At 42.8% G+C, this 15,246-nt stretch carries 17 protein-coding genes; 5 read left to right on the top strand and 12 right to left on the bottom strand.

The features are described 5' to 3' along the window. Positions 1 to 7: 7 nt before the first annotated feature. Positions 8 to 232, top strand: coding sequence for a hypothetical protein (locus J4N22_RS06615; RefSeq protein ID WP_207493087.1), 225 nt, complete (start codon positions 8 to 10; stop codon positions 230 to 232). Next, positions 213 to 626: a putative toxin-antitoxin system toxin component, PIN family gene (locus tag J4N22_RS06620; protein WP_207493100.1), complete on the top strand. Its 414-nt coding sequence runs from the start codon at positions 213 to 215 to the stop codon at positions 624 to 626. Before J4N22_RS06615 ends, J4N22_RS06620 begins: the two co-directional genes overlap by 20 nt. A gap of 78 nt (positions 627 to 704) precedes the next feature. On the opposite strand, the gene J4N22_RS06625 is transcribed toward J4N22_RS06620, so the two are convergent. From J4N22_RS06625 to J4N22_RS06635, 3 genes are all read right to left on the bottom strand, one after another. Further along, positions 705 to 1,460, bottom strand: a complete 756-nt coding sequence (locus J4N22_RS06625) for a rhomboid family intramembrane serine protease (RefSeq protein WP_207493105.1) — start codon at positions 1,458 to 1,460, stop codon at positions 705 to 707. A 48-nt stretch (positions 1,461 to 1,508) separates the two neighbouring features. Continuing rightward, positions 1,509 to 2,168 carry a carbonic anhydrase gene (locus J4N22_RS06630; protein ID WP_207493110.1) on the bottom strand — a complete coding sequence of 220 codons (660 nt, stop codon included), beginning with the start codon at positions 2,166 to 2,168 and terminating at the stop codon, positions 1,509 to 1,511. 178 nt (positions 2,169 to 2,346) lie between these two features. Then, positions 2,347 to 2,814, bottom strand: coding sequence for a GNAT family N-acetyltransferase (locus tag J4N22_RS06635; RefSeq protein ID WP_207493115.1), 468 nt, complete (start codon positions 2,812 to 2,814; stop codon positions 2,347 to 2,349). A 93-nt stretch (positions 2,815 to 2,907) separates the two neighbouring features. On the opposite strand from J4N22_RS06635, the gene J4N22_RS06640 reads away from it, so the two are divergent. Next, positions 2,908 to 3,891 carry an aldo/keto reductase gene (locus J4N22_RS06640; RefSeq protein ID WP_207493120.1) on the top strand — a complete coding sequence of 328 codons (984 nt, stop codon included), beginning with the start codon at positions 2,908 to 2,910 and terminating at the stop codon, positions 3,889 to 3,891. 110 nt (positions 3,892 to 4,001) lie between these two features. Here J4N22_RS06640 and J4N22_RS06645 read toward each other — a convergent pair whose 3' ends face one another. The 9 genes from J4N22_RS06645 to ahcY form a co-directional block, all read right to left on the bottom strand. Continuing rightward, positions 4,002 to 5,471 (bottom strand): tetratricopeptide repeat protein, encoded by a 1,470-nt coding sequence (locus J4N22_RS06645; protein ID WP_207493132.1) that lies wholly within the window; start codon positions 5,469 to 5,471, stop codon positions 4,002 to 4,004. 122 nt (positions 5,472 to 5,593) lie between these two features. Beyond that, entirely contained in the window at positions 5,594 to 6,091 is a 498-nt protein-coding gene (locus J4N22_RS06650; protein WP_207493138.1) for a deaminase, read from the bottom strand. Positions 6,092 to 6,201: 110 nt separating this feature from the next. Further along, a complete protein-coding gene (locus J4N22_RS06655) occupies positions 6,202 to 7,221 on the bottom strand; it encodes an FKBP-type peptidyl-prolyl cis-trans isomerase (RefSeq protein ID WP_207493141.1) in 1,020 nt (339 codons plus the stop codon). Positions 7,222 to 7,444: 223 nt separating this feature from the next. After that, positions 7,445 to 8,164 (bottom strand): LytR/AlgR family response regulator transcription factor, encoded by a 720-nt coding sequence (locus J4N22_RS06660; protein ID WP_207493146.1) that lies wholly within the window; start codon positions 8,162 to 8,164, stop codon positions 7,445 to 7,447. After that, a complete protein-coding gene (locus J4N22_RS06665; protein ID WP_207493149.1) occupies positions 8,157 to 9,308 on the bottom strand; it encodes a sensor histidine kinase in 1,152 nt (383 codons plus the stop codon). The genes J4N22_RS06660 and J4N22_RS06665 overlap by 8 nt, the downstream gene beginning before the upstream one ends. A 95-nt stretch (positions 9,309 to 9,403) precedes the next feature. After that, positions 9,404 to 9,751 carry a hypothetical protein gene (locus J4N22_RS06670; protein ID WP_207493151.1) on the bottom strand — a complete coding sequence of 116 codons (348 nt, stop codon included), beginning with the start codon at positions 9,749 to 9,751 and terminating at the stop codon, positions 9,404 to 9,406. Positions 9,752 to 10,080: 329 nt separating this feature from the next. Next, complete coding sequence (locus J4N22_RS06675) at positions 10,081 to 10,293, bottom strand: type II toxin-antitoxin system HicB family antitoxin (RefSeq protein WP_207493152.1); 213 nt, start codon at positions 10,291 to 10,293, stop codon at positions 10,081 to 10,083. Next, entirely contained in the window at positions 10,283 to 10,546 is a 264-nt protein-coding gene (locus tag J4N22_RS06680; RefSeq protein ID WP_207493153.1) for a type II toxin-antitoxin system HicA family toxin, read from the bottom strand. The genes J4N22_RS06675 and J4N22_RS06680 overlap by 11 nt, the downstream gene beginning before the upstream one ends. 88 nt (positions 10,547 to 10,634) lie before the next feature. Then, positions 10,635 to 11,960 carry an adenosylhomocysteinase gene (ahcY, locus tag J4N22_RS06685; RefSeq protein WP_207493154.1) on the bottom strand — a complete coding sequence of 442 codons (1,326 nt, stop codon included), beginning with the start codon at positions 11,958 to 11,960 and terminating at the stop codon, positions 10,635 to 10,637. 308 nt (positions 11,961 to 12,268) lie between these two features. Between ahcY and J4N22_RS06690 the strand changes: the two genes are divergently transcribed. Together J4N22_RS06690 and J4N22_RS06695 are read left to right on the top strand one after the other, a co-directional pair. Beyond that, positions 12,269 to 12,766, top strand: a complete 498-nt coding sequence (locus J4N22_RS06690; protein WP_207493155.1) for an Lrp/AsnC family transcriptional regulator — start codon at positions 12,269 to 12,271, stop codon at positions 12,764 to 12,766. 382 nt (positions 12,767 to 13,148) lie between these two features. Next, complete coding sequence (locus J4N22_RS06695) at positions 13,149 to 15,233, top strand: T9SS type A sorting domain-containing protein (RefSeq protein WP_207493156.1); 2,085 nt, start codon at positions 13,149 to 13,151, stop codon at positions 15,231 to 15,233. Positions 15,234 to 15,246 lie beyond the last annotated feature (13 nt).

Here is a 15,246-nt window from a genome sequence, read left to right on the forward strand (position 1 = left end):
TTTGGTTATGCAGACATATCAGGTAAACATATTGAACCCGAAAGCAGCAAAATTATTGCAAAATCTTGCCGACCTAAACCTCATTTCCATTACGCAAACATCAGAAGACGGTTTCTTGAAGAGCATTAATAAATTACGTACAAAAGCAGCTGACAATCCGCCTTCTTTGGAAGACATCACAAAAGAAGTGGAAACACTAAGAGCAAAACGCTATGGCAAAAACACAGGATAGAGTCATTATTGACACGAACCTTTGGATTAGTTTTTTGCTAACGAAAGACTTTTCCTCTCTTGATAAGTTGATTGCAGAAAAGACAGTTACAATTTTATTTAGCGAGGAACTAATCGATGAATTTCTTGAAGTAGCAAGGAGGCCTAAATTTAAGAAGTACTTTTCTTTGGCTGATTTACGAGATCTGCTGCAAGAGCTAAGTTTCTGCTCAAAATTTGTTACTGTTACCAGTATTGTAGATGCTTGCAGAGACCCGAAAGACAACTTTTTGTTGTCGCTTGCTGCTGACGGAAAAGCTACTCACCTGATCACTGGTGACAAAGACCTTCTTGCCCTCGAAAGCTTTGAAGAGACAAAGATTGTAACAATCGCCGCCTACCTCTCCGACAAGTAGCCTGCAATTGCAAAAGCGAACTACATTATTTGCTTTCATCAAATAAGTGTCCACACTCACAAGTAATAATTAAAAGATTTAATACCTCTTTCTTCGCACCACAGTACGTTTACTGACAAACTTTTTTACTAGCAACAAGCCGAAGATAAAACCGCCGATGTGGGCGGCGTAAGCCACTCCACCAGCTTCTTCTCCACCAAGTGTTCCAAGACCATTTAGCACCTGGAAAACAAACCAAAGCCCAACAACTATGAACGCCGGGATAGTGCTTATGAAAAAGAATGTCCACACATGAACGCTTCTTTTTGGAAACAATAAGATATACCCTCCCAGCACAGCCGATATGGCACCCGAAGCACCAAGTGAGGGTATGAGAGTATTCTGACCTAATACCAATGTGCTGAATACGTGGCTAAGGCTCGCCAAGACTCCACAAAGCAAATAGAAGATAAGGTAGTTGATATGCCCCAGCGCGTCCTCTATGTTGTCGCCGAAGATCCAGAGGAACATCATATTGCCAAATAAGTGCGCTAGACCGCCATGCATAAACATAGAGGTAAATAAGGTGAGGTATACATTTACGGGTGTACGTTGCAAACCCGGCATATCAAACTGCTGACCCGTGTAAGGATCAGTAAGCACTTTTGTTTCAGTAATGATATCAGTCCCTGTCAATATTTCTGCAGGTACGGTAGCAAATGCAAAAGTGAAAGGCACATTGTTTCCCCACTGTTGCCAGTAAAAGAAAACAAAGATGTTGAGTGCTACTAGTAAATAATTAATGAAGGGAAAGATTCGGCGGTCTCTATTGTCATCACCAATAGGTAAAATCATCTGTTTTATCAACAGGATAGCAAATGTTATTCCGCCTAGTTCCTGCTCTTACTTTCTCACCAGGTCAACCTTTCCATTGGAGAGGTGGTAGTAAGCGCCATAAACATTCAAATGACCATGATCCACTTTTGGTTTCAGTATGGGTTGACTATGCGCAATGGTGGATACCGCATGTTCAATATTTGCAACAATCGCTTTCTTTAAATTCTTGTTTCTATGTGCAAATAGGTCTTGTTCTTCGGGTTCTGTCCGTAAGTATTGTACAAGGTCATTAAGGTGCCCGGGTAGCTTTCCAGTAGGATGTTCCATAAGCGTTTTGATGGCACCACAATTCTCATGACCTAATACAATGATATTGTTCATATGCAAATGCTCAACAGCATATTCAATGCTGGCAAGTTCATAATCGCCCAGCGCATGCCCGGCAGTGCGAATGACAAAAAGATCACCAAGCCCCTGGTCGAAAACTAACTCAGGCGGTACACGTGAATCAGAACAACTGATAACAATAGCAAAAGGATGTTGTTCTTCAGTAAGCTCTCTTAGGCGAGAACCTGCCTGGTCGGGATGTATAGGTTTATTGGTTTGAAACCGGTTGTTGCCTTTCATTAATATCTCTATGGGAGAAGGAGATTCTGTTGCTTTTTCAACATGTTGTTTGCACGAGAATAAACAAAGAGCAAAAGCAAGAGTGAGAAAGGCTTTCATGTGATGTAACATTTATCAACTGGTTGATAGCAAAATTATTTGCGTATTTGTTCATCAAACATGATATACATCAGCGGAGGTACCTGTAGTAAATGATTCATCTATGTAGGTAAATGAACTTCACTTGTTGCATTGCATAACCAAGCATCGGTGTAGGTGAATAATGCTCAACAACTGATCATTCAATGGTCAATCTTTTTCCTAAGCAAATGCTTTCTTCAAATCCTTCATAAGGTGGATAATTCTTTACCTGCACATAGCCATTGCTTTTGTATAGGTTGATGGCAACATCAAAATGAATACTTGTTTCCAGTAAGGCAGAATGGTAACCTAGTTCTTTTGCCCATTGTTCTAATTCTTGCAATACAATTTTTGATAAACCTTTTCCGCGATATTCTTTTTGTACAAACATGCGTTTCACTTCAATGGTTCCTGTTGCATATTCTTTGAAGCAACCACATGCAGCAGCTTCATTATTTACATAAACAAGCACTGCAGTTTTTATATCAGGAACTTTATTTAGTGGATCGTATGTTGCCTGGTCCTCCAGGAGTTCGTTCCAAAGTTCATGATCCAGTTTATGTACTAACTGTTGAAAACCTGGATCAGAAGTATCCGTTCTTTTTACCACATGCGTAATCATCATGCAAAGGTAATTGTTGATGTGCAGCAGGATATTACGGTTTGTATTACATGTTCTACTTTTGAAAAATATTTTTCAAGCTTCAATACATTATATATGAACTACAGGTCATTCAGAGGGACAGAAATATCAGAAATAGGATTAGGTACATGGCAATTGGGAAGTGCCGATTGGGGCGTTGTAAATGATGATGAAGCATTTGCCATACTTCAGTCTTTTGTAGACGCAGGTGGAAACTTTATAGACACAGCTGATGTATACGGATCGGGAATAAGTGAAAAGGTGATAGGAAGATTTTTAAAGACCACAACCAAAGATCTGTATGTAGCTACCAAGCTTGGCAGACGTCATGATGGAAGTTGTGGCTGGCCGCAGAACTTTAGCTACGATGGAATGAAAGCCCACCTTGAGAATTCTTTGGAAAATCTCCAGCTTTCGCAGTTATTCCTGGAGCAATTGCATTGTATACCTACTGATGAATTGCGTAAAGGAGATGTATTCGATCATTTCAGGAAGCTACAGGATGAAAAGCTTATCAGGCATTGGGGTGTAAGCGTAGAAACTTCAGAGGAGGCTTTGCTTTGTTTGGAACAGGATGGGCTGGCTTCAATGCAGATCATCTTTAATCTTTTCAGGCAGCATGTGGCAGATGAAATATTTGAAAAGGCAAAAGAAAAAAATGTTGCGCTCATCGTACGCGTGCCGTTAGCCAGTGGTTTACTTTCTGGTAAGTTTCATGAAGGTTATGTGTTTAATGAAACAGATCACCGCAACTACAATGCTAATGGGGAAGCGTTCAATGTAGGAGAGACTTTTGCTGGTGTTGCGTTCAATGATGGTGTACAACTAGCAAAAGAGATTGCTGCAATTTTGCCAGGAGATAATATGGCGCAATTGGCGCTGCGTTGGATACTGGATCATGATGCAGTAACTACAGTTATTCCTGGTGCATCAAAAGTATCGCAGGTAGAAAGCAATACTGCAGCATCTGATCTTTCACCGTTACCTACAGAAGTTCACGCGCAGTTACGTGACTTATACAATGAAAAAATAAAAGCTAAGATCAGGGGTGTATATTGATATCAATCTGAAGCAATAGCTGGTTGTCTGCAGCAATCACATCAAGGTATTCTAAAAACAACAAAGCCTGTTCCAAAAGAACAGGCTTTCACTATTTTTAAAACATGTAGTTACTCTTTTATTTTATTCTTTACCTCGTTTCTTATTAGTGCATAACCTACACTATTGAAATTATGATCAGCTATCTCTTTGTATATAGCAGTGGCATTTGCTTTATCGCCTGCAGCTTCATATGAGCGGGCAAGCCAGTACTTGTTGTACACATTGTTTTTATTGGATTGCTTAAAGTTGTTTACCGCCTGGTCGTAGCGCGCTTGTTTGAAATTGATAAAGCCTAGCAATGATTCATGAGTTTCATATTTACGCGGGTTCACAATGGAAGCAAGTTCTGTTTTCATTTCATTCGCAGTTTTTTCTGCTGCGTTAAAATCACCTTTGATTGCTTCCGCAATAGCACGCCAGTACAGCATGTCCGACTTTGTAAGATGCTTGCCTTCTTTGGTGCCCAGGTCATTTCCAATTTGCATACTCAGCGGTTCCATCTTTTTCATGATATCTATTACCTGTTCTGGATTATTGGTATGGCTGGCTATATTGGCCGCAGCATAAAGCAGCTCATATTTTCTTTGATTATTTACCGGGTTAGTTGAAGGCGTAATTTCTGATTCTGCATCAACTAAAAATTTATAAGCTGTGGTCGGGTCATCAGCATATAAATAAGTGAAGGCAATGGATTGGTTCGCCAAGGAACTTCCTTCTTTATCCTTTTGGCCTGCCATCATATAATCTTTACGTGCATCTTCCAGTTTCCCAAGGTATGTAAGCGCATGGCCTCTTTTGTAATAGGAAACAGGATTGTCTTCCTGGATTTTCATAGCATTCGAATAAGCATCTCTTGCTTTTTCCAATGCGTGTTGACCACGATAAACATCACCCAGCAATACTTGCATACCTACACTATTAGGCGTTCTCTCTACTGCTTGTGAAGCATATTTCTCTGCAAGTGCCATGTTCTTCGGCTCATCAAAAGCATACGAGCTGGCAAGGCCAACATAACCACCTACCCAATCAGGCTCTAGCTGAATTGCTTTTTCAAATGCTTTGCGAGCTTCTGCCATTTTGTAATTAGCTGCATAAGTATTTGCAAGTTCTACATAGGCACGCGCAGATTGAGGAAATGTTTTAACCATGGCTTGTGCCGCAGCCATCCTTTGGTTCCAGTTGTCTGTCAGGAAACTTTCGGCCAACTGCAACTGCAATTTATCCGCTGCCGTAGCATTCTTAATGGACTTGGCTTTTGCAATATTCTCAGCGAATTCTTTTGGATTTTGGGAGCTACTACTGGCAAATAAAAAAGCCGCTGCAAAGTTCTGATCTTTGGCGGCCGCCTGTTTGAATAAGCGATTGGCTGTTGGAAAATCCAGCTCGTCATAAGCCTTCAGACCTTGGTTAAATAGTTCCATTGCCTCGGGATTAGAGGAGGAAAAAGTAATGGTTTGGCTTTTCTTTTGGCCGAAGGCGGTAAAAGTGGTGCTGAGTAAAAAGCAGGCGGTTACTAACAGGAGTGTTGTCGTTTTCATGTGCAAAATGTTTTTGATTGATGAAGTGGCGAGGTTAGCAACAACTACCACGCAGGTAGTACAACCAAAGTAGACATTCTGCTAGAAGAATGCAAGTCTTATAACGGAAAAATTATATGTAACTATACGTGCTCTTCTTTGAACGATAGTTCTATATTTTCCCTGTTTACAACAACTTTTCTATAAGCCACACCAGCCGCATTCAGCATGGCTTTGCTTGCTCTAGAAACATCAGTGCCGTCGTATTTATCACTTAAGAAAATCACCTCTACAATTCCTGATTGAATGATTGCTTTGGCGCATTCATTACAGGGAAATAGTGCGGTGTAAATTCGGCATCCTGCCAGGTTCATACCTATGTTATTCAGGATAGCATTCAATTCGGCGTGGCATACATACGGGTACTTTGTCTCCAGGAAATCGCCGGTTTTTTGCCAGGGGAACTGATCGTCGCTTAGCCCTATGGGTAAGCCGTTGTAACCAGCACCAACGATCTTGTTTTGATGATTTACAATGCATGCACCCACCTGTGTATTTGGATCTTTGCTACGGCGGCCACTCAATAATGCAACACCCATAAAATATTCATCCCAGCTTATATAGTCACTTCGTTTAGACACGTTCATCTTTTTGGAATGGGGAAGATATTTCAAATGCATGAATAGTTGTTTCAACAAGCTTACTCATGCGTAGTGGTTGTAGGTACATATTAATGAAAATTGGGAACGCATCACTTCGCTGCAGGCTTTGCATCCAGCACATCAATATCAAAAACAAGAACGCTGTTAGGAGGTATTTTGGGTGAGCGTGTTCTAATGGAATAAGCCATGCCTGATGGTATTACTAATCTTATTTTACCTCCAGTCTTAACCAATGGTACAGCCAGTTGCCAACCCCTTATCAGGCTGCCAAGCATGAATGTATATTGTTCCGTTTCACTGCCGCTAATTACTTCTTGTGAGCCCAGCAGGCGCAGTTGGTAACGGACAGATACGGAGTCTTTTGCAGTAAATGATGTGCCGCTTCCCGGGTTGATGATTTCGTAGTATACACCTTCAATGTTTTCCTTTGCTTTGATGGCACCTAAACCTGTGGCAACGTCAATGAGATCTTTATCGGCCTGTACCTGGTAGACACTATCAACATTGGCAAGTGGCGGCACAGCAGGAGAGGGTACAGGTTGTTTTGTATCATCCAGTCTTCTCCAGCCTCTTGCCGTTTGTACCATCACATTGCTAAATGATACATCCATTCTTGATGCTTTGCCTGTTGATCTTACTGCTTTCAAATCTTCAAGAGGACGCACTTCATCTTTCATTCTGCAGGTGCCGATCAACTTCCATTTTTGTTCGGCTGGTAGAAAAATATAAGCGGAGACGATGCTGAATTTCTCCGCTGTGTCCGTAGCGGTGGCCAGCATCAGCTTGTATGTTGTATTCAATTGCCAATCAAACTTCCACTCAAGTTGAGCCTTTTTCATGCGCACGTCACGGCCTCTAACAATCGTCTTGCTAGCCTCAGGAAATTTGAAGCTTACCAGGTGCTCTTTCTTATTTTTTTCTACATACAGTTTTACTGACTTTGTTCCAATCCCTGCAAATGCTTCTTTCTTTCCATAGCCAGTGACGGTTATATCCACAACCATACTTACTGGCTTAACAGTATCAGGTAAAGAATAAGTAATAGTTGAATCGCTGGAAGCTATAGTGCTTAGGGAAATGAAGCATAGGAGGACTGTAAGCAGGCGCATGAAAAGTTGTTTGGCCAAACTTACAGGAAATAGTGAAAGAGAAGGAAGTTACTATTCCATGGCTATGCTCTTCTTGTGACGATGCAGCCTGGTTTGTGTATTTCAGTTCATTGGAAGCTTTATGTTGGACTGCTGAAGGAAGTGCATATGTACAAGTGTGCGACGCAACGATGTTCCGTAAACATTCACATGCTGGTACCAAACTTATTCTTCGCTACCTGGTTTAGCTCAGCATTTTAAGTACCTCATTGCGATAAAGTTTGCCAATGGGTACCTCGTTGTTGTCTATTTGGATCAGCTCGTGCGTGTAAGATCTTATTTTAGATAATGAGACGATGAAGGAACGGTGGGTTCTTACAAACTGCTGCTCGGGTAGCATGGCTTCTACTGAATTGAGCGATTGTTTTGTGATGATGACCTGCTCGTTGGTGAAGATCTTTACGTAGTCTTTCATGCTTTCGACAAAGTGGATGTCGTTGAGCATGACCTTCACCATTTTCCTGTCGGCCCGCACATATACGAACGATGGCTGGTTCCGTTCCTCCTTCACAGGTGCAATGTCTGCGGGCTTATGTTCTTTGATGTTGGATACTTTGTTTACTGCCCGTAAAAAACGATCGAAACGAATTGGCTTCAGAAGATAGTCTACTGCATCGAGCTCGAAACCTTCTATGGCATACTCAGGATGCGCTGTGGTGAAGATGACCGGCGGCGGGTTCTTAAGCGCCTTTAAAAATTCAGTTCCTTTTAGCTGCGGCATTTGTATGTCGAGAAACACAAGATCCACCTGGTGTTGGTGGAGATGTGTCATAGCCTCAATGGCATTGCCAAATTGTGCCTGTAACTGCAACGTTGGTAGTTGGTCGATGTACCTACCCAGGATTTCACGCGCAGGTGGTTCGTCGTCAATCACAATGCATGCTAATGGTTGCAGGTTATTCATAAACGGGTGTTTTGGTTAATGCCTTTGGCTTTGTGGTCACTGCCATTTTTGTAAGCCTGAGCTTTAGGTCAACAATGAAAACCTCTTCTTCGTCCTGGATTTTCAGAAGATGGTTATCGGGATATAATAGTTCGAGTCGGCGCTGTACATTTTGTATGCCTATGCCGGACGAAGTTTTAGGCGCTTGATAGTTTGGCGCTTTTCCATTGATAAGCTTGAAGTGCATGTTCTCGCCTTCGAGGTGCAGGCTAAGGCTTACCCAAGGCTGATCGAGCATCTGACTGGCGCCATGCTTGAAGCTGTTTTCAACAAACGGAAGTAAGATCAATGGTGCTATAGCAAGATGATCTATGTTGTCGTCAATTTGAAAATTCACTTCCAGCTTATTGCCATAGCGTATCTTCTCTACCATGATGTAGTCTTCCAACATTTTTATCTCGTTTGCCAGCAGCACTAGAGGTTTATTTCCTTCGTACAACATGTACCTGAGCATGTCGGACAAGCCCATGACCAGTTGCGATGCTACAGGTGATGTTTGCTGTGTGTGCGAGAAAATATTGTTGAGGGTGTTGAACAGGAAATGCGGATGAACCTGCGCTTTAAGTACCTGCAGTTGCGATTGTATATTTTCCTTTTGCAGCTGCATGTTTCTCTGTTCCTTCAGGTACAGGTGCTTCATGATCTTTATAGAAGCTGCCATACCGCCAATGGTCAATCCGCCACGTAAACCGGCCAATACTGAAAGAAAAATAGTGGCATTGTGGCCGCGGGGCGAGTTCAATGGGAACAGGTCAGGTACAAAAAGTTTCTTGATTGGATGAAGGACATACAATCCTATTACTGCTGAAGAAAAAGCAGTGAGTAAAGCAACAGCAATAACTGTTATTAGCGCCAGTACGTAACGGTGCTTTAGTACCTGCTGAGGAACCACAAAATACATGAGCGTGTACGACATGAAGGCCTGCGGCACCAGGAAGAACAGCGAGTCGGTCATACTCATGAGCAGCCTGAGGTGTAGGGGAAAAGGCAGAATGGCTGCGCTGTAGCCGTAGAGCAATGTGCTGAAAATCCACCAGCTGATCCAGAATAGTATATGCCGTTTCAGCCGGTGTTTATCAGAAAATATGAATTGGTACGACTCCATTTATGCGGTTAAAACTATTTAAAAATGATCTTTGGAAGAAGCAAGTTTTTTATGTACGGGAAATGATAATATTGAACAGGGTGTTCTTCTAATGCTTATTTGTTTGACAAGCCAGCTATATGGTTGTTTTGTTTGTTTACATTCTCCCAGGCTACCAATGCAGAGTCCAATGCATGCTTCAATTTCATCAGTGTTCTTTTCTTTTTGATGTTGATAGATCTTCCGTCAACCATTTCAGAATAAATCCTCTGGTTGTCGTTGTTGTAGAAATGAATGGTAGCCCAAGTCTTGTCGTTGATGTTGCTTTCTACTATCCAGAAACCTTTATCGCTTACCCACTTGCATTTAGTGGTTTTTTGTTGTTCTTGTTCCTGCGCGAAAGAAGATTGGCTGCCGGTAACCAGGATCGTAAAAAGAAGCGTAGAGATCAGTAACTGTTTCATGATGTTTAGTTGTTTGGTGAATAATTACATCGAAAACTATGCTGGCGCTAAAGGAAGAATTTGCTTAATAGGCAGGTGTTGGATGTGCGTATGCCGAAGGCCGAGATTTGTCGATAAACGGTGTTTGTAGACGATGCTAATTATGGCCAGTAGGCAGAATAGGTGAGTAGCAAATGCTGCAGGGAGTAGTACAGCACAAGTGTGCGACGCAACGATGCTTCATTATAGTACTTCAGCTAAGTACCAAACAAAAAACCCGCTCCATAACTGAAGCGGGTCTTTTTATTTTTGACTTTATCAATCAATCCCCTTGAATTTCCGACTTAGTCTCACGCAAATATCAGGCGTCCTTTAGGTTCCGGAATGTGCCACGAATTCTCCTGTGCCAGTTTGATCCATTCCTCAGCTACCAGTTTTACTTCCCGTAAGGCTTCATCCTGTGTATCACCATGAGCAAGGCATCCTTTTAGCTCAGGCATCTCTGCAATATAGGACCCATCTTCCTCACTCCAAAAGATGATAACTTCATATTTACTCACCATGGTCTATCAGTTTATGTGTTACCAGGAACTCTCTTACCTGCTTTACCTGGTAAGGTTTAGCCTGGCTGGTTTTTGTCTTCTGCAAATTAATAATTCCCTCTACACCTTTATGTGAAAAAATCCTGTGGCTACCACCCGTATGCCTTTCTTCAAAACCCAGCCGGATAAGAAGATTAACTAAATCGTCAAACAGGAAATTCTTATCTGACTTACCCGACAGAAGTTTAAGCAATATCTTTTCCATTTTGCTCATAACATAAAAGTATGACACTAGTTGTTCAAACAAAAACCCGCTCCATAACTGAAGCGGGTTTTTTTATTTTTGACTTTTACATTTTGCATTAGTACCTATAAGCTTCCGGCTTGAACGGACCATCTTTAGGAAGACCAAGGTATTCAGCTTGCGCATCTGTCAGTTCATCCAGTACCACACCGATCTTAGCAAGGTGCAAACGCGCAACTTTCTCATCCAGGTGCTTAGGCAGAACGTAAACTTTGTTCTCGTACTTATCAGTGTTTGTCCAAAGTTCGATCTGTGCAAGGGTTTGGTTAGTGAAAGAGTTACTCATCACAAATGATGGGTGACCAGTAGCACAACCGAGGTTTACCAGGCGACCTTCAGCCAACAGGATGATGTCTTTACCATCAATGGTGTACATATCAACCTGAGGTTTAATAGTATCCTTCGTGTTACCATAGTTATCGTTCAACCATGCAACGTCAATCTCGATATCGAAGTGACCGATGTTACAAACGATCGCTTTATCCTTCATTGCTTTGAAGTGCTCGCCAGTGATCAGGTCGCGGCAGCCAGAAGCAGTAACGATGATGTCAGCTTCTTTCACAGCGTCAATCATACGCTTAACTTCAAAACCATCCATAGCAGCTTGCAGCGCACAGATAGGATCGATCTCGGTAACGATCACGCGGCAACCAGCACCAGCCAGTGAAGCAGCAGAACCTTTACCTACATCACCATAACCACCCACTACAGCTACTTTACCAGCCAGCATTACATCGGTAGCGCGGCGGATAGAGTCAACCAGTGATTCTTTACAACCATATTTGTTGTCAAACTTAGATTTAGTTACGCTGTCGTTGACGTTGATCGCAGGGATAGGCAAAGTACCTTTCGCCATGCGCTCATACAGGCGGTGAACACCAGTGGTAGTTTCTTCAGAAAGACCCTTCACGTGCTGGATCAGCTCAGGATATACATCAAACACCATGTTGGTCAGGTCACCACCATCGTCAAGGATCATGTTCAAAGGACGATCAGCAGCACCGAAGAACAGCGTCTGCTCGATACACCAATCAGCTTCTGCCTGGCTCTGACCTTTCCATGCAAATACACCGATACCTGCAGCGGCAATAGCAGCAGCAGCGTGGTCTTGCGTAGAGAAGATGTTGCAAGAGCTCCACTTCACTTCAGCACCAAGAGCAACCAAAGTTTCGATCAGCACCGCAGTCTGGATCGTCATGTGTAGACAACCAGCAATGCGTGCGCCTTTCAGTGGCTGGCTTGGACCGTACTCAGCACGGATAGCCATCAGGCCCGGCATTTCAGCTTCCGCCAAACGGATTTCTTTACGACCCCACTCAGCCAGGCTGATGTCAGCCACTTTGTACTTCAGGCTGAAGTCGATGTTTTTAGATACTGTAGACATAATTGTTATTTCTGATTTTGAGATTTTGTGATATCTGATTTTGTTACCAGCAGTAGGACGCTCTTCATCATCGTTGCGTCGCACACTTGTACTGGATGTTCTTTATTCATCTTTCTCTTGAACCACAAAGACACAAAGGTCGCAAAGGAACACAAAGCCTTAGTGCATCTTAGTGTACTTGCTGTCTTAGTGGTTCAAACCAACAGCTACAAATCTACCTCCTATAGTAGAATATCCTGCCACAGCCGCAAAGTTTAGGATGAACCTGTAGATAAAGCTACTTTTGCAGTACATCCACGCAGTTTATCATGGCAAAAGCAGTTAAAACAGTAGAATCCACTACCACACCTATATCACTCGACGAAAAGGACCTATCGATCCTCCGGCTGCTGCAGGAAAATGCGCGGATAACTGTCAAAGAGATCTCTGAGAAAGTCCACTTGAGCACCACACCCGTACACGAACGCATCAAGCGGATGGAAGAGAGCGGCGTCATCAAACAATACGCAACACTCGTTGATTATGCAAAGGTGAAGAAAGGCCTGATGGTCATCTGCTATGTCTCACTAAAGCAGCACAGCAAGAACGCCGGCGACAAGTTTATCAAAACCATCCAGCAGCTAGACGAGGTAATCGAATGCTACAACATCTCCGGTGAGTTCGACTTCATGCTAAAGGTGGTGGCGGAGGATATGAATGCCTACTACAACTTCCACGTAAACAAACTAAGCTCCATAGAAAACATGGGCAATGTGCAGAGCGTATTTGTGATGGGTGTGATTAAAGAGACGCATAGGGTGGTGTGAGGCGGAGGCGATAGGCATTAGGCGATAGGTAGAAGTCAAAAGTCAAAAGTCAAAAGTCAAAAGTCGAAATTCAAAAGAGGAAGGCGTAGGTTAAAGTCAGAATAGCAACGAAAAAACTCAACGCACCAAGACAAACATCAGCAACCCACTTTTACTTTTTTGACTTTTGACTTGAAATTCCTCTCACATAAATAAGTGATAACAGCAGGTCATCAACTGTAAGCTTGTTATTCATCTATGAGTTATAGCATGCTCTCGCTTCCTCTTATACCGCTGTAGCCGGGGTTTATCCATCTCTCTTTACGTTCATCACCAGTCACATCTTTATGCGGGAACGGTGAGGGTGCAGGCATTCTAAGTTTGCGGTCATAACAAAACTGCAATGAAAACAAAATTACTCCTCGCTTTAGCTACAGGTCTATCTATTGCCTCTGTAGCACAGGTTACAAAAATCAACTCCAACAAAAGCCTGTCAAGGGCTTATGAGATCAGCAATACAAAAACAATACTGGTATCAGGTATAGATTCAACGCTTTGGATAACCGATGCTACCAGTGCTGGTACCACACAATTGAGTGCCGGTATCATGTACAAGGGTGATGGTATCTTGTACAATGGCAAACTGATATTCAGAGCACACACTGCAGCCAGCGGTACTGAATTATTTATCTCTGATGGTACGGCCAACGGCACAAAGCTTCTGAAAGATATAAATGGTGGTACAGCGTCATCAACACCTGCAGACTTTATCATCTTCAACAATGCAGTGTACTTCTCTGCTATCACGCCTAATGAAGGCCGCGAACTATGGAAGACAGACGGAACAGAATCAGGTACATCACTCGTGCTGGACGTTATGCCAGGAACAACCGGCAGCAACAATGCGGATAGTTACAGCATGTTCTCCAACGGCAGCTACTTATTGTTTTCTGCGCGTACACCTGCAGCAGGTTTTGAGTTATTCAAATCAAATGGTACAGCAGCAGGTACTGCTATGTTGAAAGACATCAACCCTGGTTCTCCTTCCTCCAATACTACCAGCTTCTTTAAGTACAACAACATTGTGTTGTTCCAGGCTTCCACTGCCACGCATGGTACAGAGGTTTGGAAAACAGATGGTACAGAGGCAGGAACAGTGCTACTGAGAAACATTCACCCTACCGGTAGTGCAAAGTCAATGTTAATGGACTTTATATTTTTTGAGTTGAATGGCAAAGCCTTGTTTGCTGCGAACGACGGTGTACATGGTGAAGAGCTTTGGTCTACTGATGGCACAGAAGCTAACACTGCTATGATCAAGGATATTCAAACAGGACCTAACGGTTCATTCAGCTTCCTTTTCAACTCAATCAAGATCGGCAATAAGATGTTCTTTCCGGTAAGTAATTTGTTTGGTACGCGATACCAGATATGGGAGACAGATGGTACAACTGCCGGTACTGCTTTGTTCAAAGATTTCACTTTTGATGAAGGCACCTATCCGCTCATTCTTTCTGCGTATGAGTTCACAGGTGAAACGTATACGCAGCCTTTGTTCCAGGGCAATAAATTCTTCTTTATTGCTAAAACAGAAACAGAAGGTACAGAGCTGTGGGTGAGTGATGGAACACAAGGAGGTACAAGCATGTTGAAGGACATCTTGCCTGGTGAAGAGGGTGGATTAGAAGGCTCGAATCTGCTGTTCGTATACACTTCCGAAGGGCTTTATTTTACGGCAGATGATGGTGTTAATGGAACAGAAGTTTGGAAGAGTGATGGTACATCAGCAGGAACAGTGCGGGTAACGAATATCAACACCGCCGGCGACTCATACCCTGAAGGTTACTGGATATTGAATGGTAAGATTGTATTTGAAGCTACAGACGGCGATGATCCGGAAGCAGACCTCTATGTACTGAATACGTCTGTGTCACCATTACCAATTTTGTTGTCAGACTTCGCTGTTACTTCTGATCGTAAAGATGCATTGCTGCAGTGGTCTACATCATCGGAGCAAAATAGTATAGCTTTCAATGTGCAAAGGAGTTTCAACGGAATAAACTATGAAAGCATAGGTACTGTGGCTGCAGCCGGTAATTCTTCTGCAGTGCGTAATTATTCTTTTGTAGACAAAGACATTGCTGCTGCAGGTAAAGAGGTGGTGTACTATCGCTTGCAACTGGTAGATGCTGACGGTTCTAATACCTACAGCACTACAAGAAGTGTACGCTTTGGCAACAAGTCTACCCTAGAGGTTAAATTGCTAGGCAATCCTGTACAATCAGTAGCTGCCATATCTTTTCGTGGTGCAACAAGTTCATTGACTGTCTCTGTAAAAGATTTTTCAGGTAGAACATTGGCCACTACATCGGCTGCCGCATCAGCAGAGCACATCACCATTCCGGTGAGCAACCTCGGAGCTGGTATATATACACTGGTGATAGAAACAACAACCGAGCGAAAGGTGCTGCCTTTTGTGAAGAGATAGTATAGTTCTTCTG

The sequence above is a fragment of the Aridibaculum aurantiacum genome, assembly GCF_017355875.1.
GTDB lineage: Bacteria > Bacteroidota > Bacteroidia > Chitinophagales > Chitinophagaceae > Segetibacter > Segetibacter aurantiacus.